22 protein-coding genes and 1 pseudogene are annotated in these 26,589 nt (G+C 72.1%); 11 read left to right on the top strand and 12 right to left on the bottom strand.

Features of this window, described 5'->3' with window-relative positions; translation table 11 throughout:
• Positions 1-24 precede the first annotated feature (24 nt).
• Both ABD073_RS06570 and ABD073_RS06565 read right to left on the bottom strand, forming a co-directional pair.
• A complete protein-coding gene (locus tag ABD073_RS06570) occupies positions 25-903 on the bottom strand; it encodes a 1,4-dihydroxy-2-naphthoate polyprenyltransferase (protein ID WP_343873181.1) in 879 nt (292 codons plus the stop codon).
• A 16-nt stretch (positions 904-919) separates the two neighbouring features.
• The gene (locus ABD073_RS06565) at positions 920-2,032 is read right to left on the bottom strand and encodes an AMP-binding protein (protein WP_343873180.1); all 1,113 of its coding nucleotides are present in this window, start codon (positions 2,030-2,032) and stop codon (positions 920-922) included.
• Between the two features lie 150 nt (positions 2,033-2,182).
• Between ABD073_RS06565 and ABD073_RS06560 the strand changes: the two genes are divergently transcribed.
• The 9 genes and pseudogenes from ABD073_RS06560 (at position 2,183) to ABD073_RS06520 (ending at position 10,415) form a co-directional block, all read left to right on the top strand.
• Positions 2,183-2,575: a DUF3995 domain-containing protein gene (locus ABD073_RS06560; protein WP_343873232.1), complete on the top strand. Its 393-nt coding sequence runs from the start codon at positions 2,183-2,185 to the stop codon at positions 2,573-2,575.
• A 109-nt stretch (positions 2,576-2,684) separates the two neighbouring features.
• Complete coding sequence (locus tag ABD073_RS06555; RefSeq protein WP_343873178.1) at positions 2,685-3,974, top strand: MFS transporter; 1,290 nt, start codon at positions 2,685-2,687, stop codon at positions 3,972-3,974.
• A 40-nt stretch (positions 3,975-4,014) separates the two neighbouring features.
• Positions 4,015-5,508, top strand: coding sequence for an inositol monophosphatase family protein (locus ABD073_RS06550; protein WP_343873177.1), 1,494 nt, complete (start codon positions 4,015-4,017; stop codon positions 5,506-5,508).
• Positions 5,509-5,534: 26 nt separating this feature from the next.
• Positions 5,535-6,536 carry a dihydroxyacetone kinase subunit DhaK gene (gene dhaK / locus ABD073_RS06545; protein WP_343873176.1) on the top strand — a complete coding sequence of 334 codons (1,002 nt, stop codon included), beginning with the start codon at positions 5,535-5,537 and terminating at the stop codon, positions 6,534-6,536.
• A 28-nt stretch (positions 6,537-6,564) separates the two neighbouring features.
• Positions 6,565-7,143: a dihydroxyacetone kinase subunit DhaL gene (gene dhaL, locus ABD073_RS06540; RefSeq protein WP_343873231.1), complete on the top strand. Its 579-nt coding sequence runs from the start codon at positions 6,565-6,567 to the stop codon at positions 7,141-7,143.
• A 5-nt stretch (positions 7,144-7,148) separates the two neighbouring features.
• Positions 7,149-7,568, top strand: a pseudogene (gene dhaM, locus ABD073_RS06535) (dihydroxyacetone kinase phosphoryl donor subunit DhaM); the annotation flags it as partial.
• Between the two features lie 90 nt (positions 7,569-7,658).
• Positions 7,659-8,570 (top strand): HPr family phosphocarrier protein, encoded by a 912-nt coding sequence (locus tag ABD073_RS06530; RefSeq protein ID WP_386751703.1) that lies wholly within the window; start codon positions 7,659-7,661, stop codon positions 8,568-8,570.
• A 32-nt stretch (positions 8,571-8,602) separates the two neighbouring features.
• Positions 8,603-9,538, top strand: a complete 936-nt coding sequence (gene dapD / locus ABD073_RS06525; RefSeq protein ID WP_343873174.1) for a 2,3,4,5-tetrahydropyridine-2,6-dicarboxylate N-succinyltransferase — start codon at positions 8,603-8,605, stop codon at positions 9,536-9,538.
• A gap of 1 nt (position 9,539) precedes the next feature.
• Positions 9,540-10,415 carry a hypothetical protein gene (locus tag ABD073_RS06520; protein ID WP_343873173.1) on the top strand — a complete coding sequence of 292 codons (876 nt, stop codon included), beginning with the start codon at positions 9,540-9,542 and terminating at the stop codon, positions 10,413-10,415.
• A gap of 59 nt (positions 10,416-10,474) precedes the next feature.
• Here the strand turns inward: ABD073_RS06520 and dapC are convergent, their stop codons facing one another.
• From dapC to ABD073_RS06495, 5 genes are all read right to left on the bottom strand, one after another.
• Positions 10,475-11,596, bottom strand: coding sequence for a succinyldiaminopimelate transaminase (dapC, locus tag ABD073_RS06515; protein WP_343873172.1), 1,122 nt, complete (start codon positions 11,594-11,596; stop codon positions 10,475-10,477).
• Between the two features lie 10 nt (positions 11,597-11,606).
• Complete coding sequence (fdxA, locus tag ABD073_RS06510) at positions 11,607-11,927, bottom strand: ferredoxin (RefSeq protein WP_343873171.1); 321 nt, start codon at positions 11,925-11,927, stop codon at positions 11,607-11,609.
• Positions 11,928-12,043: 116 nt separating this feature from the next.
• The gene (locus tag ABD073_RS06505) at positions 12,044-13,759 is read right to left on the bottom strand and encodes a VanW family protein (RefSeq protein ID WP_343873170.1); all 1,716 of its coding nucleotides are present in this window, start codon (positions 13,757-13,759) and stop codon (positions 12,044-12,046) included.
• Between the two features lie 35 nt (positions 13,760-13,794).
• On the bottom strand, positions 13,795-16,275 hold the full coding sequence (gene pepN, locus ABD073_RS06500) for an aminopeptidase N (RefSeq protein WP_343873169.1): 2,481 nt from the start codon (positions 16,273-16,275) through the stop codon (positions 13,795-13,797).
• Positions 16,276-16,385: 110 nt separating this feature from the next.
• Positions 16,386-17,570, bottom strand: coding sequence for a GTP-binding protein (locus ABD073_RS06495; protein WP_343873168.1), 1,185 nt, complete (start codon positions 17,568-17,570; stop codon positions 16,386-16,388).
• Between the two features lie 82 nt (positions 17,571-17,652).
• On the opposite strand from ABD073_RS06495, the gene ABD073_RS06490 reads away from it, so the two are divergent.
• Complete coding sequence (locus ABD073_RS06490) at positions 17,653-18,261, top strand: maleylpyruvate isomerase family mycothiol-dependent enzyme (RefSeq protein ID WP_343873167.1); 609 nt, start codon at positions 17,653-17,655, stop codon at positions 18,259-18,261.
• 73 nt (positions 18,262-18,334) lie between these two features.
• A complete protein-coding gene (gene xylB / locus ABD073_RS06485; RefSeq protein ID WP_343873166.1) occupies positions 18,335-19,771 on the top strand; it encodes a xylulokinase in 1,437 nt (478 codons plus the stop codon).
• 46 nt (positions 19,772-19,817) lie between these two features.
• Here the strand turns inward: xylB and ABD073_RS06480 are convergent, their stop codons facing one another.
• The 5 genes from ABD073_RS06480 to ABD073_RS06460 form a co-directional block, all read right to left on the bottom strand.
• A complete protein-coding gene (locus tag ABD073_RS06480; protein WP_343873165.1) occupies positions 19,818-20,573 on the bottom strand; it encodes an iron ABC transporter ATP-binding protein in 756 nt (251 codons plus the stop codon).
• On the bottom strand, positions 20,570-21,667 hold the full coding sequence (locus ABD073_RS06475) for an iron chelate uptake ABC transporter family permease subunit (protein ID WP_343873164.1): 1,098 nt from the start codon (positions 21,665-21,667) through the stop codon (positions 20,570-20,572). Before ABD073_RS06475 ends, ABD073_RS06480 begins: the two co-directional genes overlap by 4 nt.
• Positions 21,660-22,682: an ABC transporter permease gene (locus tag ABD073_RS06470; RefSeq protein WP_343873163.1), complete on the bottom strand. Its 1,023-nt coding sequence runs from the start codon at positions 22,680-22,682 to the stop codon at positions 21,660-21,662. Before ABD073_RS06470 ends, ABD073_RS06475 begins: the two co-directional genes overlap by 8 nt.
• 7 nt (positions 22,683-22,689) lie before the next feature.
• Positions 22,690-23,691, bottom strand: coding sequence for a siderophore ABC transporter substrate-binding protein (locus ABD073_RS06465; protein ID WP_343873162.1), 1,002 nt, complete (start codon positions 23,689-23,691; stop codon positions 22,690-22,692).
• A 393-nt stretch (positions 23,692-24,084) separates the two neighbouring features.
• Positions 24,085-26,172 (bottom strand): RecQ family ATP-dependent DNA helicase, encoded by a 2,088-nt coding sequence (locus tag ABD073_RS06460; protein WP_343873227.1) that lies wholly within the window; start codon positions 26,170-26,172, stop codon positions 24,085-24,087.
• Positions 26,173-26,589 lie beyond the last annotated feature (417 nt).

The following is a 26,589-nucleotide window of genomic DNA, read 5'->3' as shown; positions in this document are numbered from 1 at the left end:
CCCGGTGCGCCCACCACCGCCTGGTCAGGAGCCGATGAGGATTCCGACGAAGAGCCCCACGGCGCAGGCCAGCTCGGCGAAGCCGGTCTGCTTCAGCACCGCGATCAGCGCCGGACCCTTCGCACCGGCCAGCACCGAGCGAGAGGCGGGCACCAGGAAGACCAGCATCACCAGCCCGAGCAGCGCCCACCACGTGGTCATCGCGGCGACCGCCACCAGGCAGGCCACCGAGATCGCGCAGAGCAGGACGAAGAAGCGGCGGGTGCCGGCATCGCCCAGGCGGGTGGCCAGGGTGCGCTTGCCCACCGCGCGGTCGCCGACGATGTCGCGCAGGTTGTTGGCCACCAGGATCAGGCACGCCAGCAGGCCGATGCCCACGCTGGCGGCCAGCGTGGCCGCGGTGACGCGGTGGATCATCACGTAGGTGGTGCCGCAGACCGCCACCAGGCCGAAGAAGACGAAGACGAAGACGTCACCCAGCCCGGCATAGCCGTAGGGGTGCTCGCCGCCGGTGTAGAACCAGGCGGCCAGGATGCAGGCGATGCCCACGGCCAGCAGCCACCAGTGCCCGCTCAGCGCCACCAGCACCAGGCCCACCAGGGCCGCCAGGCCGAAGCAGCCGAAGGCGGCGGCCTTGACCGCAGCCGGGCTGGCGGCGCCGGAGCCCACCAGCCGCATCGGGCCGACGCGGTCCTCGTCGGTGCCACGGATGCCGTCGGAGTAGTCGTTGGCGAAGTTGACGCCGATCTGCAGCGCCAGCGCCACGACGAAGGCCAGCACGCCCATCAGGAGCCGGAAGCCTCCGGCGGCCCAGGCCGTCGCGGAGCCGGCCAGTACCGGGGAGAGGGCTGCGGGCAGGGTGCGGGGGCGCGCGCCCTCGATCCATTCGGCGGTGGTTGCCACGGGTGTACTGCCTTCCTCAGGCCAGCTGACGCAGCAGGGCCTGTCGGTCGATCTTGCCAGAGCTGGTGCGTGGCAGCACGTCGAGCCGCACCACCCGACGCGGCAGCGCGGCGCGGCCGAGCTCGCCGGACAACTGCTCGCGCCACCAGGCCAGGTCGTGCTCCGTCGTGGTGGCCAGCACCACCAGCCGGCCCCACTCCACGTCCGGGAGCGCCAGCACCTGCGAGCTGCCTGGCGCCAGGGCCTCGACGGCGCGCTGCACCCGGGCCAGGTCCACGTTGACTCCCCCGCTGACCACCACGTCGTCGACGCGACCCAGCAGCCGCAGCCGTCCTTGGTGCAGCTCACCCCGGTCGCTGGTGAGCACGCTGCGTCGACCCGCCTCCTGCTGCAGCACCTGGCCGGTCAGCTCGGGCTGCAGCCGGTAGCCGGAGAAGACCATCTCGCCGGCCAGGGCGATGCGCTGCTGGTCGTCCAGCCGCACCTCGACGCCGGGCAGCGGCTCGCCGTCCCAGACGCAGCCGCCGCAGGTCTCGCTCATCCCGTAGGTGGTGCGGACGTCCAGGCCGGCCTCCCGGGCCTGCTGCAGCACGGCGGGGTCGACGGCGGCCCCGCCGAGCAGGACGGTGTAGCGGCGCAACCGCTGCAGGACCTCGGGCCGTTCCAGGGCACGGAAGAGCTGGGTGGGCACCAGGGAGATGGCATTCGCGCCGGGAGCCGGGTCCAGGTCCGACAGGTCGCTGGCCGCCATCCTCACCCGGGTGCCGTCGACGTGGGCGCGCACCAGCACCATCAGCCCGGCGACGTAGTGGGTGGGCAGCGGGCAGGTCCAGGTGCGCCGGCCCAGCACCTGCTGCGTGGAGCGGGCGGCAGCCTCGAGGGCAGCCGCCGAGAGCACCGCGCCCTTCGGCGCCCCGGTGGAGCCGGAGGTGGAGACCACCACCGCGGCGCCCGGCTCGGCCACCGGCAGCTCGGGACGCAGCATCGCCAGCTCACGCTCCGCCTCGGGCCCCAACGGCGCCAGCACCCGACGACCAGCCAGGGCCTCGGGCAGCAGGTCGGCCAGCTCCTGGGGACGGCACGGGGTGAGCAGCACGCCGTCGAGACTATCGCCGCTGGTGATGTTCACCTGCTGTTCGCCATCGCGTGGCCCGAGCGGCTTTTCGGGCTGCTGGGCTCGGGACATGGATCGAGCACGCGCGAGTCGGTTGTACGCGGGCGCGGCCCTGGTCGGCCTGCTGCACGCCGCCGCCAGCCTGTACTGGGCACTGGGCGGTGACTGGCTGCTGGAGACCGTCGGCAGCTTCGCCGTCGAGATGCAGCGCAGCGGCGGCCTGCGGGTCCGCCTGCTGATGGCCGTCGTGGTGCTGGTGAAGCTGCCGGGGCGCTGGTGCCCTGGCTGGACCACGCCCGCGGGCCGGGCCACCGCTGGGTCCGCCTGGTCTCCTGGCTGGGCGTGGCGCTGCTGCTGGCCTGGGGCGGGCTGGGCATGGTGGGGGCCTGGATCGGGCTGGCGCGCGGAGCCGATGCCACCCCCGCCCTGGTGGGCCATGCGCTGCTGTGGGATCCGCTCTTCGTGCTCTGGGGTCTGCTGCTCGCGGGGGCCCTGCACGCCAGCCGCTCCCGCCCGGGCCAGCGAGGGGCCGCCGGTCGGGCTGACCGGGCCGGCTGACCACCCGGTTGGTCAGTGCTGCGGGTGACGGCCTAGCCTGCTGGGGGCGCCATCCGGGCGTCCGCCACCGCCGCGCCCCAGCGCCGGCCTGACCAGGAGATCCTTCGTCGTGAGCTCGACCTTCGCCTCGCTGTCCAACCCGAACTACCGGGTCTGGTTCCTGGGCGGCCTGGTCAGCAACATCGGCGGCTGGATGGCGCGCACCGCGCAGGCCTGGCTGGTGCTCGTGGTCCTCACCGACGGCAACGCCCAGGCGCTGGGCTACCAGACGGCGCTGGTCTTCCTGCCCGGCCTGCTGCTCAGCCCCGTCGCCGGCACGGTCGCGGACCGTTTCAACAAGCGCCACATCCTGCTCACCAGCTGCACGCTCGGGCTGCTCAGCTCCCTGGTGCTGTCCACCCTGGTGATCTCCGGCCACGTGCGGCTGTGGCAGGTCTTCGTGCTGTCCCTGGTGGACGGCCTCGCGATGGCCTTCGACAACCCGGCCCGCCAGGCCTTCGTCAGCGAGGTGGTGCCCTTCGAGCAGCTGCCCAATGCGATCAGCCTCAACTCCGCCAGTTTCAATGCGGCACGTCTGCTGGGCCCCGGGATCGGCGGAGCCCTGGTCGCCCTGGTGGGCACCGGATGGGTGATCGCCGCCAATGTCCTGGCCTTCGCGGCCATGATCACCGCCCTGCTGAGCATGCGCTCGGACCTGCTCCACCCTGCGCGGCCGACCCGCGGCAAGGGTGGCGGCTTCGTCGCCGGGCTGCGCTACGTGCGACGTCGGCCCGACCTGATGGCCCTGCTCACCGTCGGTCTCGCGGTGGGAGGCCTGGGCTTCAACTACAACATCTCCAATGCCGTGATGGCCACGGAGGCCTTCCACCGTGGCGCCGGGGACTACGGCATCATCGGCTCCTTCATGGGGATCGGCGCGCTGGTCGCAGCCCTGTGGAGCGCCCGGCGCGGCAGCCCACGGCTGCGACACGTGCTGATGGGCATGGTGGGCTACTGCCTGTTCAACCTGGCCAGTGCGCTGAGCGGCAGCTTCTGGCTCTTCGTGGTGCTGCAGGTACCGGTGGGCTTCTTCACCATCACCGCCCTGGTGACGGGCAACTCGTTGCTGCAGACGGCCACGGCACCCCAGATGCGCGGCCGGGTGATGGCCCTGTGGGGCCTGACCATCATGGGCATGGCGCCGATGGTCTCGCCGCTGGTCGGCTGGATCGGAGACCACTTCGGCCCGCGCTCCACCCTGCTCTTCGGCGTCATCGCCGTCGGGGTGGTCTTCACCGCCCTGACCGCGACGATCATGCGCTCCGACCACATCCGGGTGCGCCTGGACTGGCACAAGCGGGCGCCCTGGCTGCGGATCGACCGGCTGATCACCCAGGACATCCCCGGGGTGCGACGCTGAGTTCACCGGCCGGACACCCGGACCGCCTAGATTCCCGGCCATGATCACCGTCGTGGCCCACCGGGGCGACTGCGAGTCGGCCCGCGAGAACACCCCCGAGGCCTTCGCCGCCGCCGTCGAGGCCGGGGCCGACGTGGTGGAGCTGGACATCCGCACCACGGCCGACGGCACCAGCGTGGTGCTGCACGACGCCACCCTGCTGCGGCTGTGGGGCGCGCCCGTGCGGGTGTCCGAGCAGCGCCACCTGCCCGCGGGCATCCCCACCCTGGCAGCGACCCTGGAGCAGTTCGCCGACCTGAACCGGGAGCGCTCCCGCCCGGTGTCCGTGCTGGTGGACACGGTCTGCGTCGACGACGCGCGTGCCGCGCTGGAGGTGGTGGAGGCCTTCGCCACGGGTCCCGACGCGGCGCTGGTGCCCATCGCCTGGTGCGGGGACGTCGAGGCCATGCTGCACGTGCGCGAGCGGCTCCCGGAGGCGGACATCACCCACGACCACGACGGCGGGCAGATGGACCACGAGAGCGTCCGGCGGCTGCAGCCGTCGGCCGTCAACGTCGAGTGGATCCACCTCACCGAGGCCCTGGTCGAGCAGGTGCATCGGATGGGCCTGGAGCTGGCGGTGTGGAGCATCGACGACGCGCCGACGATGAGCCTGGCCATCGAGCTCGGCGTGGACCGGATCACCACGGGCCGGCCCCGGTTGCTGCGTCGCCTGCTGAGCCAGGGCACCAGTCCGCTGGCGTTGGCCGGCATGGAGGTCGGCCAGTTGGCGGTGCACGCCGGCACCACCCGGAAGACGGCGCACTGGATCCACGTCGCACAGGAGCTGGCGCAGTGGTCCATCGGCTTCACCCGCACCGCGGCGCTCGGCCGGGTGGACAGCAAGGCCCATGCCGCCGACCTGGTGACCCAGGTGGACCTGGCGGTGGAGCGCCACGTGCGTCGGGTCATCGAGGAGACCTTCGAGGGCCGGCACCTGGTGGTCGGGGAGGAGCTCGGCGGTTCGGCCGAGCCCGGCCGCCCCACCTGGTTCCTGGACCCGGTGGACGGCACCACCAACCTGGCCAACGGGCTGCCCTGGACCTCCATGAGCCTGGCCCTGGCCGTCGACGGCCAGCCGGTGGTCGCCGCCGTCGCGCAGCCCGCGCTGGGACACGTCTTCCTGGCGGCCCGGGAACTGGGCGCCACCCTCGACGGTGTCCCGCTGGAGCTCGCCCCGGTGCCGCGCCTGGCCGGCCGGACCGTCCTCGTCGAGCTGGATGCCCACCGGATGTGGCCGGGCATGGAGCGCTTCCTGCACGGACTGGCCGCCCAGCACTGCACCGCGCGCATCATGGGCTCGGGAACCCTTTCCCTGGCGGGAATCGCCGCGGGGTGGGCCGCGGCCGGGGTGGTGCACCGGTTCAGCCCCGTGGACCACCTGGCCGGACTGCTCATCGCGCAGGAGGCCGGGGCGGAGGTCCGGGAGCTGGACGGGGCCTTCGTCGTCGCCGCGCCGGGTGCCGCAGGAATGGTCGCAGACCTGTTGGCCTGACACCCCGCCGGTGCTTGACTGGCGTCATGAAGAAGCTCATCAATGACGCCGCCGATGTCGTCGCCGAGGCCCTGGTGGGCATGGAGGCCGCGCATCTCGAACGGCTGCGGATCGACCACGCCAACCGCATCGTCTACCGCAAGGACGCTCCTCGCCCCGGCAAGGTGGGCCTGGTCTCGGGCGGCGGCTCGGGCCATGAGCCGATGCACGGCGGCTTCGTCGGGCCGGGCATGCTCGACGCCGCCTGCGCCGGTGAGGTCTTCACCTCTCCGGTGCCCGACCAGATGATGGCCGCCACCCAGGCCGTCGACGCCGGCGCCGGCGTGCTGCACATCGTGAAGAACTACACCGGCGACGTGATGAACTTCGAGATGGCCGCCGAGCTGGCCGCCGCCGAGTCCGGCATCCGGGTGGAGAGCGTGGTCACCGATGACGACGTGGCCGTCACCGACTCGCTCTACACCGCCGGGCGCCGCGGCGTGGGCGTCACCGTGCTGCTGGAGAAGATCGTGGGCGCCGCCGCCGAGGCCGGACGCGACCTCGACGCGCTGGTGGAGCTGGCCAGGCGGGTGAACGACCAGGGCCGATCGATGGGCATGGCGCTCACCTCCTGCACCGTCCCGGCGGCCGGGAAGCCCACCTTCGAGCTGGGCGAGGACGAGATGGAGCTGGGCATCGGCATCCACGGCGAGCCCGGCCGCGAGCGCCGGGCGATGGCCCCGGCGCGCGAGGTGGCCGAGATGCTGGTGGAGCCGATCCTGGCGGACCTGGACCTGACCGGCGGCCCGGTGATCTGCCTGCTCAACGGCATGGGCGGCACTCCCCTGCTGGAGCAGTACCTGATGTTCGGCGAGGTGGACCGGATCCTGAAGGGCAAGGGGGTGCAGGTGGCGCGCAGCCTGGTGGGCAACTACATCACCTCACTGGAGATGGCCGGCTGCTCTGTCACACTGCTGAAGGCGGACGATGAGGTGCTCAGCCTGTGGGACGCCCCGGTGAACACCCCCGGCCTGCGGTGGGGTTGCTGACGTGGACACCCAGACTGCCGCCGCCTGGATGGCGGACTTCGCCGACCGCATCAGCGAGCACGCCGCCGAGCTCACCGACCTGGACCGCCAGATCGGCGATGCCGACCACGGCTCCAACATGGAGCGCGGCATGAAGGCCGTGGCCGCCCTGGCTGCCGATGACTTCCCCGATGCCGCCTCCTACCTGAAGAAGGCCGGCATGACGCTGGTCAGCACGGTGGGCGGGGCCTCCGGCCCGCTCTACGGCACCTTCCTGCTGCGCTTCGCGGCCGCAGCGCCCGCCGACGAATCGCCTGCCGCGATGGCGGCGGCCTGGCGGGCGGGGCTGGACGGTGTGATCGCTCGCGGCAAGGCCGGGCTGGGGGACAAGACGATGGTGGACGCGCTGCAGCCGGCCGTCGAGGCGATGGAGTCCTCCCATCCCGACCTGGCCTCCTGCCTGGCGGCCGGGCTGCAGGCCGCCGCCGCCGGCCGCGAGGCCGCCGTGCCGCTGGTCGCGCGCAAGGGACGCGCCTCCTACCTGGGTGAGCGCAGCGCCGGCCACGCCGACCCGGGCGCCACCAGCATGACCATGCTGCTGGAGTCCGCAGCAGCCACGCTCCGCTGATGCCGATGTCCTCGGGGGAAGACATGGTGGGCCTGGTCGTCGTCTCGCACAGCCATGCCCTGGCCACGGCCGCCGTCGGCCTGGCGGAGCAGATGGTGGACCAGGCCGTCCGGCCCCCGGTGCGGGTGGCCGCCGGCCTGGACGAGACGACACTGGGCACCGACGCCACCGCCATCAGCGCAGCGCTCGAGGAACTGGAGGCCTGCTCCGGCATCCTGGTGCTGGTGGACCTGGGCAGCGCCGTGCTCTCGGCCGAGATGGCCGTCGACTTCCTGGACCCGGCCCTGGCCGAGCGGGTGCGGATCTCCTCCGCCCCGCTGGTGGAGGGGCTGCTGGCCGCCATGGTGAGCGCCTCCGCCGGAGCCGAGCTGGAGCGGGTGGCCACCGAGGCCGAGGCCGCCCTGGGCGCCAAGCGGGAACACCTGCAGGCGCCGGGCACGGACCCGGCCCCTGCTGCGGTCACCGGACCGGACGACGAGGACGGCACAGACCTGCCGCCCGGTGGCGAGCTGCAGGTGAGGCTGCGGCTGGGCAACCCGCACGGCCTGCACGCCCGGCCGGCCGCTGCGCTGGTGGGCGCGATCGCGGGGCTGGACGCCCAGGTGGTGGCCGCCCGCGGCGACGGGCCCACGGTGGATGCCCGCAGCATGACCGCCCTGGGCGGCCTCGGGGTGCGCGGCGGCGACGAGCTGCGCCTGGTGGCGCACGGCCCGGAGGCGCTGCTGGCGGTGCAACGGCTGCTCGAGCTCGCCACCGACGACTTCGGTGAGGACCTCACCGCCGCCGAGATGGACGACGAACTGGACGAGGCGCAGGCCGTCGCGGGACTGGTGCACCACCTCGACCTGCAGGTGGATACCTCCGGCTATGCCGCCCTGGCCGAGCCGGAGGCGGAGCGCGCCCGGCTGCTGGCCGCCACCGACGCCGTCGACGCACTCCTGCTGGAGCTCGACGGGCCGGGGGTGCAGGGCCAGGTGATGCACGCCCTGCGCGGCCTGCTGCACGACCCGGGGCTGGTGGGCGCGCTGCGCACCGCGGTGCTGGGGGGTGCCAGCAGCGCGCGGGCCGTCGCCGAGGTCTACGACCGGCAGGTGGACGTCTTCGCGTCGATGGACAATCCCTACCTGCGCGAGCGCGCCACCGACCTGCGGCTGCTGCGGCGTCTGCTGCTCGCCGGCCTGCTGGGTCGGGAGCTGACCCTGCCCGAGCTGGCACCCGACAGCCTGCTGGTGGTGGACGAGCTGGATGCGGTCACTGCGGCCCAGCTCGACCCCGAGACCTGCGGCGGCGTCGTGGTGCTGCGCGCCGGGCGCGCCGGGCACGGCGTCGAGGTGGCCACCGCCCGTGGCATCGCCGTGGTGGACGGCCACCGGGAGGCCGCGGGGTGGCCCGAGGGAGGGCACGCGCACCTGTCGCTGGAGGTCTGAGGTGACCGCGGCTCCCCGCTAGGCTGGAGCGCATGACTGACGCGACTCGTTCTGCCTGGGGCTGGGGCCTGGCCACCGTCCACGAATCCGGACAGGTGCTGGACACCTGGTTCCCCGCTCCCGAGCTCGGCTCGCCGGCCGAGGGCGCCAAGGCCCCCCGGGAGATGGTCTCCGCGCAGACCGAGGACCCGGACCGTCGGGTGGAGCTGAAGCTGGTGCAGTCGGTCATCGACCTGGACGCTGCCCCGGCCGACGTCAGCGACGCCTACCTGCGCCTGCACCTGCTCAGCCACCGCCTGGTGCAGCCCCGCAGCATCAACCTGGACGGCATCTTCGGCGTCCTGCCCAATGTGGTCTGGACCTCGGTGGGCCCCTGCGCCGTGGGGGGCTTCCAGCAGGTGCAGCTGGCGCTGCGCCCGGCCCGCGGCGTGGTCACCGTCTTCGGCATCGACAAGTTCCCGCGCATGGTGGACTACGTCATCCCCTCCGGCGTCCGCGTGGCCGATGGCGACCGGGTGCGGTTGGGCGCCCACCTGGCCGACGGCACCACCGTGATGCACGAGGGCTTCGTCAACTTCAACGCCGGCACCCTGGGCCACTCCATGGTGGAGGGGCGGATCTCGGCCGGCGTCGTGGTGGGCGACGGCTCCGACGTGGGCGGCGGCGCCTCGATCATGGGCACCCTGTCCGGCGGCGGCAAGGAGGTCGTCTCGATCGGCAAGGGCTGCCTGCTGGGCGCCGAGAGCGGCGTGGGCATCTCGCTGGGCGACAACTGCGTCGTCGAGGCGGGCCTCTACCTCACCGCCGGCACCAAGGTGCAGCTGCCCGACGGCACCGTGGTCAAGGCCGCCGAGCTGTCGGGTTCCAGCGACATCCTCTACCTGCGCCACTCGCAGAGCGGTGCCGTGCTGGCCAAGCCCCGCGACGGCCAGCGCATCGAGCTGAACGCCGCCCTGCACAAGAACTGACGTGGCCAGCCCCAGCGCCTCGCGGCGCCGCCGCCAGCGCCTCTATCCCCTGCTGGGGATGGTGGTGCTGGTGCTGCTGCTGGCCCTGATCGTCCGTTGGGTGGTCGGGCTGCTGGACAGCAACATCCCCACCGTCATGCCACCGGACCAGCAGTGCCAGGTGGTGGTGGGCGACGAGGTGGACTCGCTCAGCCTGGAGCAGGCCGGCAATGCCGCCGTGATCGTGGCGGAGGCGCAGCGTCGTGGGCTGCCCGCGCGGGCCTCGTCGATCGCCCTGGCCACCGCCATGCAGGAGTCCGACCTGCGCAACATCGACTACGGCGACCGGGACTCGGTGGGCCTGTTCCAGCAGCGCACCTCGCAGGGCTGGGGCACGGTGGAGCAGATCATGGACCCCTGGTACGCCTCCGGCAAGTTCTACGAGCACCTGGTGAAGGTGCCCGGTTGGCAGAGCGGCGACATCAACGACGTGGCGCAGAAGGTGCAGCGCTCCGGCGTGCCCGACGGCTACCGCAAGCACGTGGAGGCCGCCAAGGCCTGGGGCAGCGCCCTGACCGGGCACTCCCCCGCCGCGGTCAGCTGTCTGGACCGGGGCTCCCAGACCCCCTCGTCCCAGGATGCCGCGGCGATGGTGACCAAGGCCTTCGGCAAGCGGGTCAGCGTCACCACCGGCCAGGCCCAGGTGACCCTGAACGCACCCAGCGCCACCGACCTGTGGTCGGCCACCCAGCTGTTCATGATGACCACCGCCAGCTCCGGCGTCACCCAGGTGCAGGTGGGGGGCCAGACCTGGGCCAACCAGACCGATGCCGTGGCCCGCTGGCAGGGCTCGGCCACCCCGAAGCCCACCGAGGCGGTCATCACGCTGCGCGCCTGACCGACGTGCGAAGGGCCCGTGGCAGCTGCCACGGGGCCTTCGTCGTCCATCCGGTTCGGTCAGCCGCGCAGGCGTTCGGCCGCGGCGGCGATCCGCTCGTCGGTGGCGGTCAGCGCGATCCTCACGTGCTGGCCGCTCTGGCTGCCGTAGAAGTCGCCCGGTGCGGCCAGGATGCCGCGCTCGGCCAGCCAGTCGACGGTGCGGCGGCAGTCCTCGCCGCGGGTGGCCCACAGGTAGAGCGAGCCCTCGGAGTGGTCGATCGTGAAACCGGCGCTCTCCAGGGCGGGCTTGAGCAGCGCCCGGCGGGCCAGGTAGCGCTCGCGCTGCTCCTCCACGTGCGCGTGGTCGTCGAGGGCGGCGGCCATCGCCTCCTGCACCGGGCCGGGCAGCATCATGCCGCCGTGCTTGCGCAGCTCCAGCAGCTCCATGCACAGCTGCTCGTCGCCCGCGACGAAGCCGCCGCGGTAGCCGGCCATGTTGGAGCGCTTGCTCAGCGAGTGCACCGCGAGCAGGCCGTCGAACGAACCGCCGCAGATGTCGGCGTCCAGCACGCTGCAGGGCTCGGCCTGCCAGCCGAACTCGCCGTAGCACTCGTCGCTGGCCAGCACGGCCCCCGACTCCCGGGCGAAGGAGACCCAGGCCCGCAGCTCGTCGGGGTCGAGGATGGCCCCGTGCGGGTTGGCCGGGGAGTTGATCCAGACCAGTGCGGGGGTGCCGTCGACCTGCGCGGGGTCGTCGCAGCGCTGGATCCTGGCCCCGACGATCGCGGCCCCCACCTCGTAGGTGGGATAGGCGGTGCCGGGGATGACCACCAGGTCGTCCGGTCCGAGGCCGAGCTGGGTGGGCAGCCAGGCGACCAGCTCCTTGGTGCCCACCACGGGCAGCACATTGCGCTCGCCCAGACCGGCGGCCTTCCAGCGTCGTTCCAGGTAGCCGAGGATGGCGGCCCGCAGCGCGGGGGTGCCCCAGACGGTCGGATAGCCGGCCCAGCGCTCCGCGGCGGCCACCAGCGCCTCACGCGCCACCGCCGGGGTCGGGTCCACCGGGGTGCCGACACTCAGGTCGCAGATGCCGCCGGGGTGCGCCTGGGCCGTGGCCTTGGCGCCGGCCAGTGAGTCCCACGGAAAATCAGGCAGCCGGGCCGCCAACGGGGCCCGGCTGCTCGAGGTGCTGCTGTTCACGACTGGTGCGTCACTCGGCCTGCGGCGGCAGGGCCTCGACGACCGGGTGGTCCTTGTCGATGGTGCCCAGCTTGGAGGCGCCACCGGGCGAGCCGATGCCGTCGAAGAAGGTGACGTTGACGTCGTAGTACTGCTTGAACTCGGCGGGCACGTCGTCCTCGTAGAAGATCGCCTCCACCGGGCAGACCGGCTCGCAGGCGCCGCAGTCGACGCACTCCTCGGGGTGGATGTAGAGCATCCGGTTGCCCTCGTAGATGCAGTCGACGGGACACTCCTCGACGCACGCACGGTCCTTGACGTCGACACACGGCTGCGCAATGACGTAGGTCACTGGGGTCTCCTCATCCTTGGTTCATGGCCGGGCCCGCATTCCGGGAGCGGCAGGTATGACTCTACAACCCGTTGTGGTGCGTCACTCCACCCGTCCGGGGCGAGCGATGCGCCCGCTCAGTCGCAGATGATCTCGTCGGTGGGGGCATAGGTCCAGGTGTAGGGCTCGCGCTTGACCACCTGGCTGCCCTTGTAGAACAGCCGCGAGTAGTTCACGGTGAAGCCGGGCGAGGCGGCCTGGGCGTGGCACTTCTCGCCGGAGCGGTGCAGGGTGCGGCCCGAGGTGAAGTTCGACTTGGCCAGCTCCGAGCTCTTCACCGCGGTGTAGACCTTGGTGGACCATACCTTGACGGTGATCGAGCCCTTGTTGCCGGGGCTCGACGGGTTCACGGAGGCCTGCAGGATGGCGCCATAGGGGCTGTCGTTCTTGAACTTCACGTCGATGCTGCCGTAGTACAGCGTGGCCTCGCGGCCGGCCGGGTAGCGGTCGAAGTACATGGTGTGGGGCTGGTGCTCCACGTGCTGCAGGCCGGAGAAGAACAGGGCGTTGAAGACGGTGGTGCCGCTCTGCGAGATGCCACCGGCATTCTCCTTGACCAGGTGGTCGCCGCTGATCACCCAGCCGTCCACGAAGCCCGAGCCGGGCGTGCGCGGACCGATGGTGTCGTTCATGCTGAAGGTCTCGCCGGGCGCGATGTAGGCGTTGTTCACCCGCGAGGCGGCCACCGAGAGGTTGGTGTTGCGGTAGTCGGCGTGCGGGAAGTAGGTGGTGAACTCGCCGGTCACCTGCTTCACGGCGGCCTTCTTGGCCTCCTCGGTGGTGTGCTCCGGCTCCTTCTTGGCCACGGCCACCTTCACGGTGCGCGCCGCACCGGTCTTGACCAGGGCAGGCGCCACCAGCTTGTCGAAGGACTTGCGGTCGATCTGCTCGCCCGGCTTGCCGGGCACCAGGGTGGGCTTGCCGCCCTGCAGGGCCCAGCGGGCATCCTTCGGTGCGGTGAGGCCCGCCTTCGCGGCCTTGGTGGTGGCGGCCTTGTAGAGCACGTCCATGTCGGTGGTGGCGCTGAGCTGGCCGTCCTTGCTGGTGATCTTGGTCAGCTCGCCGATGCCGGGGCCGGTCAGCGGCACCTTGCCCTTGGCGCCCAGGTCCAGCACCAGCGGGCTGCTCACCCGCGGGGTGATCTGGCTGGCGACGAACTGCTTGGCCTCCTCGGTGGTGACGGCCGGCTCGGTGGTCTTGACCGGTGCCTCGACGGAGGTGGTGTCCAGATAGGCCTTGGAGACCGCGTCGACGGCCTTGGCCTGGTCCAGCTCGGCGCCGTTGACACCGGGCTTGAGGGTGACCTTCTCGCGCTGCAGCGCCACCGTGGCGTCGGTGACCTTGGCCGCGAAGCTGGGGGCGGCCTTCGCGACGGCCGCCTGCAGCGCCTTCTGGTCGGTGCGGACCACGGGCTCGATCGGGCCGCCGCCGCGCAGCACGTTCCAGATGTGCACCGGGTCGAGGCTCTTGCCGGCGCCGGCCTGCTCGACGGTGGCCTGGTAGTCCACGCTGAGCCCGGCCTGGGCGGGGTCCAGCTTCACGCTCTTGCCGCCGGCGGCGAGCGTGATCGGGGCGGTGGCGCGCTGCTGCATGGCCTCGCGCAAGGTCGTGGTGGCGGTGGCGCTGTCCACGCCGCCGATGCTCACGCCGTCGACGGTGGTACCGCGCGGCAGGCTGTCGCCAGCCATCGCGTAGCCGGTGCCGTAGACGCCGGCCGCGGCCAGCACGACGGCGCCGCCGGCGATCCAGGGCCAGCGCCTGCGACGCTGCTCGCCGGTGGGAGTGCTGCTCACGGGGATCCTCCAGAAGACGTGTTGGTCATTCGATTCTACGCGTCGAGGCCGGTCAGGGCCGAATGGTGGCGTTCCAGCAGGGCGAGGCCATCGCGCAGCGCACGCTCCAGGGTGGGGTCCAGCCCGGGGTCCTGGAGCGCCTGCTGGGCGGCCGCCAGGCGGGCCCGGTCGGCATGGCTGAACGGGTAGCCGGTGCGCACCACGGCGCCCAGGGCCCAGCCTGAGCGGAAGGCGGCGGTGCCACCGATGCGGGCGAACCACTCGGCCACCAGCGGCGCCGTGAGCTCGTGCTGGTCGGGGAGGAAGAGCCCGGTGGCTGCGGCCTGGACCTGGTAGGTACTGGCCTGCGAGGGCGCCAGCACCAGTTCCATCGCCGCGCGCTTCGCCTCGACGCTGGGCAGCTGGGCACGGGCCCGGGCGGCGGCCAGCCGGCCGGCGCTGGAGTCGTCGCGGGCCAGCTCCTGGTCCACCAGCGAGGGGTCGTGACCCAGGGTGACGGCGCGTCGCACGGCCAGCCATCGCTCGTCGGGGGCCAGGGTGGCGAGGCCGTCGATCTGCAGCAGGCCCAGCAGCAGGTCGGTGGAGTCGGTGAGCTGCAGCAGCGCCCGGGTCCAGGTGAGGTGGGCGTCGCTGCCCGGCTCGCTCGCCGCCCGGCCGTGCTCCAGCAGCGCGGCGGCACGGGCGCGACGCGCCGCCCTGTCCTGTGGCAGGCTCCAGCTGCCGCACAGCTGTTCCACCTGGCCGCAGCACCAGGCCAGCAGGTCCTGGTCGGTCTCGGTGGGCAGGTGGTCCAGCAGCAGGTCCAGGGCGCGCCCGGTGGGCACCTCACCATGGCGCCAGGCGTCGCGCAGCGAGCCCAGCAGCGCCACCCGGGCCTGCGGCTCTGCCAGGGTGGAGGCCGGCACGCTCCACGGGTCGCCACTGCCCACCACGGCGGGGCGGGTGCGCACCCAACCGCGGCCGTCGGCGTCGGGCAGCAGCAGGCTGCCGGAGGCTGCCTCCGGAAGCGGCGTCAGCGGGCCCTCGACGGCGATCCGGTGCTCGACGCCCGGCTGCGCTGCGGGGACACTCGCTGTCGCAGGGTGCACCTGGAGCAGCAGGCGGTGCGGTCGGCTGCCCTCCCGCAGCAGGCGCGGGCGGTCGTCGGCCTGCACCCGCACCAGGTCGATGCCGCTGGTGGCCAGCCAGGCCTCGACCCACTCGTCCAGGCCCTCGACGCCCTGTCGGCGCCAGGCCGAGAGCAGGTCGGCCATGGTGGCATTGCCGTGGGCGTGCGCGGCGAAGTGCTCCCGCAACCCGGCCAGGAAGGCCTCGTCGCCCATCCAGGTGGCCAGCTGGCGCAGCACCGCCGCACCCTTGGCATAGGAGATCCCGTCGAAGTTGGCCAGCGCCGCCTGCGCATCGGCGGCACCGTTGCCCGCCACCGGGTGCGTCGACGGGGACAGGTCGGCGTCGATCCCCCACTGCTTGCGCTCCAGGGCGAAGTCGGTCCACAGCGGGTATCCGGCCGCCTCGGTGGACACCCGGTGGCCCATGTACTCGGCGAAGGACTCGTTCAGCCACAGCTCGTCCCACCAGCGCATGGTGACCAGGTCGCCGAACCACTGGTGGGCCATCTCGTGGCAGATGGTGCCGGCCCGGCGGGCCCGCTCCCGGCGCGCCACGGGCCCCCGGCCCAGGAACTGCTCGCGGAAGACGACGCAGCCCGGGTTCTCCATGGCACCGGCGTTGAAGTCGGGCACGAAGACCTGCGCGTAGTCCTCGAAGGGGTAGTCACTGTCGAACAGCCGGCGATAGGCGTCGAGGCCGGCCCGGGTCACCGCCAGGATGTCCTCGGCCTCGGCCTCCAGCTGCTCGGCCAGGCTGGCCCGGGCATGGAGTGTCAAGCCCACCGGGCGGCCCATGGCATTGCGGCCGTGCTGCCCGCCGTCGATGCGGTGCCAGGGCCCGGCGGCCAGGGTGACGAAGTAGCTGCTCAGCGGATGGCCGGGCTCGATGCTCCACCGGCCCGGCGCGGTGCTGCTGGCCGGCTGGTTGCCGACCACGCTCCAGTGCTCCGGGGCGAGCACGTCCAGGCCGACGGGTGCCTTGAGGTCGGGCTGGTCGAAGCAGGCGAACCAGCGCGGGGCCGCGTCCAGGAAGCTCATGGCGTACAGGTAGGCCTCGCCGTCGGCGGCGTCGACGTGGCGGTGCAGCCCCTCCCCATCGCTGGAGTAGGCCATGGTGCCGCGCACCAGCAGCTCGTTGCGAGCGGCCAGGCCCTCCAGCCGGATCCGACCTCCGGACCAGTGCGGCTGCGCCACCGGCCGGCCGTTGAGCACCAGCTCGTCGAGGCTGGTGCCGCAGAAGTCGACGAAGCTGGTGGCTCCCGGCGCGGTGCAGTCGAAGCTGATGGTGGTGGCGCTGGTGAAGCTCTCGGGCCGACGCAGGTCGAGCTCCACATGGACCTGGCGGACGGTGATCAGCGCGGCGCGGGTCTCGGCCTCGTCGCGGCGCAGGCTGGCATGGTCGGGCACCAGCCCATCGAAGCGTGCCCGCCCCCGCGGCACAACCGGGCCGGCCTCGATCCTGGCCGTGCCGGGTTCTGCTCGTGCGGGGTTCTGCTCGTGCTCGGTCCTGGTCGTGCTCAGTCGTGGTCGGGGCAGTCCTGGTGCTCCGGCAGCTCGGCCCAGGCGGGCATCGGGTCGGGCAGCTCCCGCCAGGCGTCCGGTCCCGGCGCCATCTCCGCCTCGGTGAGCAGGCAGTCCTGCAGGCCGGCCACGATCTGTTCACGCCGCAGGCCCTGGCCGATCAGGACCAGCTCCTGCCCCGGTACCATCCCGGCCTCGGGATCCCAGACCCCGGAGGGCTCGAAGCGGGCGACGCCGCCGGCCTGGGACCACAGGCCGGTGACCGACGGGCGGCTGGCCAGCCAGAAGAAGCCCTTGGAGCGCAGGATGCGGCCCAGCCGGCCGTCGTCCATCTGACCGATCCACTGCCACAGCCGCTGCGGGTGGAAGGGGCGCGGGGAACGGAAGACCACCGAGCCGATCCCGTACTCCTCGGTCTCCGGGACGTGGTCGCCGTTCAGCTCCTTGACCCAGCCAGGCGCCTGCTGAGCCACCTCCAGATCGAAGCGGTGGGCGCCCAGCAGTTCGGAGACCGCCACCCTGGAGTGGCTGGTACGGATGATGGCGGCCTCGGGGTTGAGCCGGGTGATGGTGGCCTCCAGCAGGTCGGCGCGGGAGCGCTCCACCCGGTCCAGCTTGTTGAGCACGATGACGTCGGCGAACTCCACCTGGTCCACCAGCAGGTCGGCGACGGTGCGGGTGTCGTGCTCATAGGCGTCGATCCCCCGCTGCACCAGCGAATCGGCCAGCTGCAGCTCCTCCAGGAAGCTGGTGGCGTCGACCACCGAGACCATGGTGTCCAGCTCGGCGACGTCGAGCAGGCTGGCGCCGTCCTCGCGCTGGAAGGCGAAGGTGGCCGCCACCGGCATCGGCTCGCTGATCCCGCTGGACTCGATCAGCAGGTGGTCGAAGCGGCCCAGCCGGGCCAGCCGGTCCACCTCCACGAGCAGGTCGTCGCGCAGCGTGCAGCAGATGCAGCCATTGGTCATCTCCACCAGCCGCTCCTCGGTGCGCGCGAAACCCTGGCCGTCGGCCACCAGCGCGGCGTCGATGTTCACCTCGGACATGTCGTTGACGATCACCGCCACCCGGATCCCCTCGGTGTTGGCGAGCACATGGTTCAGCAGGGTGGTCTTGCCCGCGCCCAGGAAGCCGGACAGGACGGTGACGGGCAGGCGGCGGGGAGCAGCATCGAGAGACATGAGTTTGATGATAACCGTTCTCAAATAAGCTGTGCGCATGGCCTCTCCCCCGGACGCCGCCGGGGGCGGCAGACTGGGACCCATGAGCGATTCCCGCGAAGAGCGCAACGAGAAGCGCAAGTCCCTGGCCGAGCAGCACCGCACCCTGGCCGCGAGCTTCGCCGCCAAGCTGGAGAAGGTGACCGACTGGTCCGCCCCCGCGCCGGTGGCCGGCTGGACCGCCCGCGACGTGGTGGGCCACCTGGTGGACTGGTCGCGCAGCCTGCTGGGCGGCGCCGAGGGTGTCACGCTGGCCCCCGTGCCCTCGGTGGCCGGAGACCCGGTGGAGACCTGGCGCAAGCACAGCGAGCAGATGCAGACCATCCTGGACAACCCGAAGAGCCTGGACCTGGAACTGGAGAACGAGCACTTCGGACGCCAGCCCTGGCTGGAGGCCTTCGAGACCTTCTACGTGCCGGACATCTTCATGCACACCTGGGACCTGGCCCGCGCGAGCGGTCAGGAGTCCGGGCTGGACCAGCTCACCTGCGCCCAGATGCTCGAGGGCATGCAGGCCCGCGAGGAGATGATCCGCTCCTCGGGCCAGTTCGGCGAGCAGCAGCCGGTGGCCGCCGACGCCTCCAGCGAGGACAAGCTGATGGCCTTCATCGGCCGCGACCCGAACTGGGCTCCCCCGGCACCGACCGCCTGACTCCCGGGGCGGTACCCCGAAGGATCAACCACGATCCGCCCACGGCACCACGCGGGGGTACTAGATTCCCGACATGGCCCTCGTCCTCGGCATCGACTCCTCCACCCAGTCCACCAAGGCGCTCCTGGTGGACGCGGACAGCGGCGAGGTGGTGGCCCAGGGCCGCGCCCCACATCCCGACGGCACCTCGGTGGACCCGCGCGCCTGGCTGGCCGCGGTGGACCAGGCCACCGAGGGCCTGCTGGAGCGGGCCGAGGCCGTGGCCGTCGGCGGCCAGCAGCACGGCATGGTGGCGCTCGACGAGCACGACGTGCCGGTACGTGAGGCGCTGCTGTGGAATGACACCCGCTCCGCGGCCGCGGCCGAGGAGCTGAACCAGGAACTGGGCGGGCCGGCCGAGGCGGCGCGACTGACCGGAAGCGTCCTGGTGGCCTCGATCACCGCGGCCAAGGCGCGCTGGATGGCCACCCACGAACCCGAGAACGCCCGACGCACCGCGCGGATCGTGCTCCCCCACGACTACGTCGGCCACCACCTGGCGGCACCCGGCTCGGCCTGGACCACCGACCGCGGCGACGCTTCCGGCACCGGCTGGTACAGCCCGGCCGAGAACCGGCTGCTGCCCCAGGTGGCCGCCCTGGCGCTGGGCCACGAGATCGAGCTCACCCCGATCGCCGAGCAGCCGCAGCAGGTGGTGGCCCACACCACCGGGGGCGCCGCGATGGCCGCCGGCACCGGCGACAACATGGCCGCGGCCCTGGGCCTGGCGATGCTGCCCGGCGACGTCTCGGTCTCGATCGGCACCAGCGGCGTGGCTGCGATGGTCTCCGAGGTCCCGACGGCCGATGCCACCGGCGCGGTCAACGGCTTCGCCGATGCCACCGGGCGCTTCCTGCCGCTGGCCTGCACCCTGAACGCGGCCCGGATCATGGACCTGGGCGCCCGGATGCTCGGCATCAGCCATGCCGAGCTGGACCAGCTGGCGCTGCAGGCCCCGCCCGGCGCCAACGGCGTCGTGCTGCTGCCCTACCTGGACGGGGAGCGCACCCCGAACCGCCCCGAGGCCACCGGCGTCGTCCGGGGCATCCGGTCGAGCACCGGCCGCGAGGACATCGCCCGGGCCTGCATCGAGGGGCTTGCCTGCTCGCTGGCCGATGCCGTCGCCGCGCTGCGGGCCGCCACCGGTTCCTTGGGCACCGAGCCGGGCCGGATCCTGCTGATCGGCGGCGGGGCGCGCAGTGAGGCGGCCCGTCGGGTGCTGCCCGCCGTGCTGGGCCATGACCTGCTCTGCCCGCAACCGGCCGAGTACGTGGCCCTGGGCGCGGCCGCGCAGGCCGCCTGGGCGCTGTCGGGGGCGACCGAGCCGCCGCGCTGGCCCGCGGCGGGCACCGTCACCCTGCAGGCAGAGCCGACGCCACAGGTGCTGGAGCGCTACCGGGAGCTGCGCGACCTGACCGCCCAGTGGTGTAGACCCAGTGGTGTAGACCCAGTGGTGAGGGCGCAGTGGTGAGGGCGCAGTGGTGAGGGCGCAGTGGTGAGGGCCCAGTGGTGAGGGCTCAGTAGTAGCAGGCCATCGGACCGCGCGGCCCGTCCACCACCTGCACCGGGGTGTTGAAGACGCGGCTGAGCACCTCGTCGGTCATGATCTCCTCGGGCGGGCCGAACTCCACCACCTGTCCGTCCTTCACGGCGCAGATCCGGTCGGCATAGTGACCGGCGAAGTTGATGTCGTGCAGCACCACCACGACGGTGCGTCCCAACTCGTCGCAGGCGGTGCGCAGGAAGCGCATCATCTCCACCGAGTGCTGCATGTCCAGGTTGTTGAGCGGCTCGTCCAGCAGGACGTAGTCGGTCTCCTGGGCCAGCACCATCGCCACATAGGCGCGCTGGCGCTGGCCACCGGAGAGCTGGTCCAGGTAGCGGTGCTCCAGGCTGGTCAGGTCCAGGAAGTCGATGTAGCGGCTGATGATCTGCTCGTCGGCCGCGGTGAGCCGGCCCTTGGAATAGGGGAAGCGGCCGAAGCCGATCAGCTGGCGCACGGTCAACCGGGTGACGTAGTGGTTCTCCTGCCGCAGGATCGAGACGATGCGCGCCAGGTCGGCAGACTTCGTGCTGGAGATGTCGTGGCCGGCCACCTGGATGCTGCCCTCGTCCATCCCCAGCAGCCGGCCCACCAGGGTCAGCAGGGTGGACTTGCCGGCACCGTTCGGCCCCACCAGGGCGGTCAGCCCGCCGGCCGGGATGTCCAGGTCCACCGGCCCGATCCGCACGTCCTCGCCGTAGTACTTGGCGACGTGGTCCAGCGTGATCACAGGCGACCCTTTCTCAGCACGACGAACAGGAAGACCGAGCCACCCACCAGCTCGATGATGATGGAGACCACGCCCTGCGCGTCGAAGACGTGGTTCATCACGAAGTAGGCGCTGCTCAGCACCAGGAAGCCGGTGAGCACGGCCACCGGGAAGACCCGGCGGTGGTCGTGGGTGTCGGCGAACTGGTAGGCCAGCGTGGCCACCAGGAAGCCCAGGAAGGTCATCGGCCCCACCAGCGCGGTGGACACGGCGCTCAGCACCGAGACCAGGAAGAGCACCTGGATCAGCTCGCGACGGTGGTCCACGCCCAGGTTGATGGTGGCCTCCCGGCCCAGCGCCAGCAGGTTCAGCCGCCGGGAGCGGGCCATCAGGGCACCGCCTGCGAGCAGCACCAGAGGGATGGCCAGGGGCAGGTAGGCCGGGTCGGCATTCTGCACCGAGCCGAAGAGCCGGGCGGAGAGCACGTCGAACTCGCTGGGCGAGAGCAGCCGCTGCATGAAGGTGGAGACCGAGCCCAGGCCGCCGCCCAGCACGATGCCCACCAGCAGCATCACCTGCAGGTTGGCGAAGCGGCCGCTGAGCAGCCAGCCGTAGAGGCACAGCGAGAGCACCACCATCATCGCGATGGTGCCCAGGAAGAGGCCGCGGCCCTGCACCGCCACCAGCCCGGCGATGCCCAGGAAGTACATGGCGCTGGTCTGCACCGCCACGTAGAGCGACTCGAAGCCCATGATCGAGGGGGTGATGATGCGGTTGTTGGTGACGGTCTGGAAGCTGACCGTCGCCATTGCCTGACAGAAGGCCACCACGGCCATCACCACCAGCGAGGTGGCACGACGCTCCGCGATCAGCCAGAAGCCGCGCGAGCCCACCGGCATCGGGTTGTCCCAGGCCAGCAGGCCCAGCGCGAACAGGCAGCAGGCGACGGCCAGGCCGCTCACCACCAGGCGGTAGCGCCGGAGCGCGGCGCTCGTCGGGAAGGGGCCCGAGGAGCGCTCGGCGCTGCGGGCGCCCTCGCGCGGCTCCACCACCAGCGGCGGCGTGGTGCGGGGTGCTGGCGCGGGCGGGGCCTCGACGGTGAGGGTCTCAGCCACGGCGACGCTGCCTCAGCAGGAGGGTGATGAAGACCCCGGAGCCCACCACGCCCAGGATCAGGGAGACGGGCAGTTCGAAGGGCATGATGAGGGTCCTCCCGAGCAGGTCGCAGACGGTGACGATGGCCACGCCCAGCAGGCAGACCCAGGGCAGGTTGCTGCGCATGTCGTCGCCACGGACCAGGGAGACGATGTTGGGCACGATCAACCCCAGGAAGGGCAGGTTGCCGACCACGACGGTGACCACGCCGGTGGCGATGGCGATCAGGCCGGTGCCCACCAGGACCAGCCGGTCGTAGTCGACGCCGACATTGGTGGCGATCTCCTCGCCCAGGCCGGCGACGGTGAGCCGGTCGGCCAGCAGGAAGACCGCCACCACGACGAGCGCGGTGATCCACAGCACCTCGTACTGGCCCTTCAGCACCGAGGTGAAGGAGCCGGCGAACCAGACGCCCAGGCTCTGCAGGGTGTTGGTCTGCAGCGCCACGAAGGTGCTCAGCGAGCCCACCACGGCGCCCAGCATGATGCCCACGATGGGCACGATCAGCGAGGAGCGCAGCGAGACCCGCTTCAGGAAGGCGAAGAAGACCAGCGTGCCGACGAAGGCCGCCACGATGGCACCCACCATGCGGGCGGTGAGGGAGGCCTCCGGGAAGAGGACCATCACCGCCAGCAGCCCCAGGCCCGCCCATTCGGTGGTGCCCGTGGTGGTGGGTTCGACGAAGCGGTTCTGGGTGAGCAGCTGCATCACCAGGCCGGACATCGCCATCGCGGCGCCTGCCAGCACCAGCGCGATGGTGCGCGGGATGCGGGTGATCGCGAACATCTCCTGGCCGCCCTCGCCGCCCACGACGTCGTAGACGCCGGTGAACAGCGAGAGCACCAGCAGCGCGCCGACCGCGGCGATGCCGAGGGCGAGCTTGCGGTCGAGCAGCTTCTCCCGGGTGCGGACGCGGGGTGACGCGTCCGCCGCGGGAGCGGCCAGGCCTGCGGGGTGGGTGCTGGTGGCGCTCATCGCCGGGTCAGTCGGCCTTCTCGAAGGCGTCGGCCATGGTGCCGAGGAATTCGGTGTAGGTCTGGATGCCCTCGTTGGTGTAGGTGTCGTTGGGCATGTAGAGCACGCGCTGGTTCTTCACGGCGGCCACGTTCTTCAGAGCCGCGGAGTTCTCGATGACCTGCTTGGCCGGCTTGTAGGAGGACTCGGTGGCGGCGCTGGTGGCGGCGTCGCGGTCCAGCACCAGGATCCAGTCCGGGTTGGCCTTCGCGATGGCCTCCACCGAGATGTCGTCGCCTTGGTGGTCGTCGGTGGCGCCGGCCACCTCGAGGGCCGGGGTCAGCGAGAGCATCTCGAAGACCGGGCCCAGGGTGCGTCCCTTCTTGGGGGCGATGTAGCCGATCTCGCCGCCGGAAACGTTGACGGCCATCACCTTCTGGCCGGGCTTGTAGGCGGCCTTGGCGCGCTCGGTGGCCTGGTCCAACGCCGTGGTGAGCTTCTGGGCCTCGGCCTGCTTGCCGAAGACCTCGCCCAGAGCGGTGGTCTGGCGCTTCAGTTCGCCGGCCAGCGGCTGGCCCTCGCGGGGGTCGAGCTCGAGGATGGTGGCCTTGGGCGCGAGCTTGCGGAATTCCTCGTACTTGGGGGCGAAGCGCTGGCCGTTGATCACCAGGTCGGGCTCGGCGGCCACCACGGACTCCATCTTCGGTTCCCGGTGGGTGCCCAGGTCCACGATGGACTTGTCGGTCCGGTAGGGGTTGGTGGTGGGCACCAGGCCCAGCGGTGCGGCGGCCAGCTTCACGCCCCAGGACTGCAGCGTCTCGAAGGTGCGGTTGTCGGTGGCGACGACGCTCTTCGGCGGCAGGGTGACGGTCTGCTTGCCGTGGTTGTCCTCGATCACGACGGTGCTGGCCGAGCTGGCGTCGGCGGCCGGGGTGGCCTGCTGGCCGCCACCGCAGCCGGTGAGGACGAGGCTGGCGGCGAGCGCGCCGGCGAGGCTGCCGGTGAGGGCGCGACGGGAGATGGTGTGCATGAGGGGGGTGACTCCTGATCCGGGTATCGACGGTGCTACGAGAATTAGGAAAGAAGGAAGTTCCGTAAAACTTCTGAGGTGAGGCTAGCCTAAGTTCATTGGCACGCCAAAACCCGTCCCAATTCGCGAGCACAAGCTGGTCACGGCCGTGAACTCGCTTGTGGGCCGGCAGACGGCGAGCTGCCGCTCCCGGGGCGGTGCAGCGGGTCGGCGGGGTCTCCGCAGGCCGCACGGGGGCATCCGAAGCCCTGGAGGGCGTGCGACGGCACGGTCACCCACGAGCACGGGCAGGGTCGCAGGGCAGGCCGGCCCCGGTGGAAGGGGCCGGCACGCGGATGCCGCCATCCGGGAGCGCAGGTCAGGGCCGGTCAGGCTGCCGGAGGTGCCCGCCCGTCAGGACTGCAGGGCCAGCGCGAAGGGCAGCACGGCCTCGGCCCCGGCATCCCGCAGGGCCACCGCGGCGACGGTCATGGTCCAGCGGGAGTCCACCAGGTCATCCACCAGCAGCACCGGGCCACCGATGGTGCCGAGCCTCGAGGCCAGCTGCGGCCCCACGGCGATCCGACCCCAGACCCCGGCCAGCCGGAAGGCGGAGTTGCCGCCGGCCTCCCCCACCGGGCCGCCGTCCACCAGGTCGAGCGGGCCGAGCTGGTGCATCCGTCCCAGGTTCGCCAGACCCTCGGCGAGCGAGGCAACCAGCTGAGGGTGCGAGCGCGAGGGCGCGTGCGCCACCGCCACCGGACGGCTCTCCCAGTCCCACTCGCGCAGCACCGGGATGCAGGCCTTGAGCACGTCCTCGGGCACCGGGGCGTCGGGCTCGGCGAGCAGGGCGCGCAGCCGTTGGCCGATGCCGAGGTCGGTGAGGCGGGCCAGGACACGCCCCCGTTCCGGCCCCTCGGCGATCTTGCCCTTGAGCGGGACCCCGAGCCGGTCCATGCCGGTGGGCCACTGGGCGCGCGGCTCCAGCAGCACGCCGGGGCGGTCCAGGGCGTTGCGGGCCGCGACGACGGCGGCCTCCGGCAGGGAGGCGTCGTACCAGGGGCCGGCGCAGACGTCGCAGCGGCCGCAGTCCGCGGCAGCCGGGTCGTCCAGCGCCTCGGTGAGGAAGCGCATCCGGCAGACCTCACCCTTCTGGTAGTCCAGCATCAGCTGCTGCTCGCGGCGTCGGGCCTCGGCGACGCGGGCATAGCGTTCGGCGTCATAGCTCCACGGCTGGCCGGTGGCGGTCCAGCCGCCCTTCACCCGCTGCACCGCACCGTCCACGTCGAGCACCTTGAGCAGCAGCTCCAGCCGGGTGCGACGGATGTCCACCAGGGTCTCCAGGGCCGCGGTGGACAGCGCCTTCGACGACTCCGACAGGGCGCGGATCACGGTGGCGGCCTGCTCCTGGTCGGGCATCGAGGCGGTGGCGAAGTAGTGCCAGATGTCTCGGTCTGCGGCGCTGGGCAGCAGCAGCACGTCGGCATTGACCGCCCCACGGCCGGCACGACCCACGTGCTGGTAGTAGGCCACCGGGGAGCTGGGCGCGCCCAGGTGGATCACGAAGCCCAGGTCGGGCTTGTCGAAGCCCATCCCCAGCGCGCTGGTGGCCACCAGGGCCTTGAGCTGGTTGGCCCTCAGCTGGTTCTCCAGCTGCTCGCGCTCGGCGGTGTCGGTGCGGCCGGTGTAGGCCTTCACCGCGTAGCCGGCATCGGTGAGGGCCCGCGCCACGTCCTCAGCAGCCGAGACGGTGAGGGTGTAGATGATGCCCGAACCGTCGAAGTCACCCAGGTGGGCGCTGAGCCAGGCCAGTTGGGTCTCGGCGTGCGGCAGCTGGAGGACACCCAGGCGCAGCGAGTCACGGGCCAGCGCGCCGCGGATGGTGAGCACCTGGTGCCCGCCCGCGCCCAGCTGCTCGGCCACATCGGCCACCACCCGCTCGTTGGCGGTGGCGGTGGTGGCCAGCACCGGCGTCTGGGCCGGCAGTTCCAGCAGCAGGTCCTTGATCCGCCGGTAGTCGGGCCGGAAGTCATGGCCCCAGTCGGAGATGCAGTGGGCCTCGTCCACCACCAGCAGGCCGCACCGGGCGGCCAGGTCCGGCAGCTGCTCGGCGCGGAAGGAGGGATTGTTGAGCCGCTCCGGGCTGATCAGCAGCACGTCCACGTCGTCGGCGGCCAGCGCGGCGGAGATCTCCTGCCAGTCGGTGGCATTGGCGGAGTTCATGGTGACCGCCCGCACCCCGGCCCGCTCGGCAGCGGCGATCTGGTCACGCATCAGCGCCAGCAGCGGGGAGACGATGACCGTGGGTCCTGCGCCCTCGGCGCGACGCAGGGCGGTGGCGACGAAGTAGACCGCCGACTTGCCCCAGCCGGTGCGCTGCACCACCAGGGCTCGCTGCCGCTGCTCCACGAGGGCCAGGACCGCCTCCAGCTGCCCCTCGTGGAAGACCGCCTCAGGGCTGCCGACCAGCTGGCGCAGCACCGCCAGAGCGCGCTCGGCCATCGGCGCCTCTCCCCCGGCCGTCCGGGTGGCGGCGCTCGGCCCCTGCGGCTGGTGGGCCGGCAGGCTGGGGGCCGCCCGCGGCTGCTCCACGGGCAGGGCCTGGTCCAGGTCCACCGGCGGCGCCTCGTAGGCGTCGTCCGGGGGCAGGTCCTCCCACGGATCCAGCGGCGGCTCGTCCAGCGGGGGCTCGAAGCGCTCGTTGCTCATGGCTCCAACCTAGACGCCACCACTGACAGACGGCTCCGCACCAGGCAGCCGCGCGACTGGTACAGGCGTCCAACCCTGAGATCCCTGCCGTCGATCCCGGATCGAGCGGTGGCTTCAGGGGGTGGCTTCAGGGGGTCAGTGCAACACCGATGATGTCTTGGAGTGTTTCAGCTGGGGTGCGGTAGTCCAAGACCTTGCGGGGTCTGGTGT

Origin of the sequence: Luteococcus peritonei, assembly GCF_039526385.1 — a bacterium.
GTDB lineage: Bacteria > Actinomycetota > Actinomycetes > Propionibacteriales > Propionibacteriaceae > Luteococcus > Luteococcus peritonei.
The sequence above is the reverse complement of the archived record's forward strand: the minus strand, read 5'-3'. Positions and strand labels throughout refer to the sequence as shown.

Coding starts and splice junctions, on each gene's coding strand:
- ABD073_RS06550 (WP_343873177.1), top strand. CDS start 4,015: ATGATCACCGTCGTGGCCCACCGGGGCGACTGCGAGTCGGCCCGCGAG.
- dhaK (WP_343873176.1), top strand. CDS start 5,535: ATGAAGAAGCTCATCAATGACGCCGCCGATGTCGTCGCCGAGGCCCTG.
- dhaL (WP_343873231.1), top strand. CDS start 6,565: ATGGCGGACTTCGCCGACCGCATCAGCGAGCACGCCGCCGAGCTCACC.
- dapD (WP_343873174.1), top strand. CDS start 8,603: ATGACTGACGCGACTCGTTCTGCCTGGGGCTGGGGCCTGGCCACCGTC.
- ABD073_RS06495 (WP_343873168.1), bottom strand. CDS start 17,570: ATGTCTCTCGATGCTGCTCCCCGCCGCCTGCCCGTCACCGTCCTGTCC.
- ABD073_RS06490 (WP_343873167.1), top strand. CDS start 17,653: ATGAGCGATTCCCGCGAAGAGCGCAACGAGAAGCGCAAGTCCCTGGCC.
- xylB (WP_343873166.1), top strand. CDS start 18,335: ATGGCCCTCGTCCTCGGCATCGACTCCTCCACCCAGTCCACCAAGGCG.
- ABD073_RS06470 (WP_343873163.1), bottom strand. CDS start 22,682: ATGAGCGCCACCAGCACCCACCCCGCAGGCCTGGCCGCTCCCGCGGCG.
- ABD073_RS06465 (WP_343873162.1), bottom strand. CDS start 23,691: ATGCACACCATCTCCCGTCGCGCCCTCACCGGCAGCCTCGCCGGCGCG.
- ABD073_RS06460 (WP_343873227.1), bottom strand. CDS start 26,172: ATGGCCGAGCGCGCTCTGGCGGTGCTGCGCCAGCTGGTCGGCAGCCCT.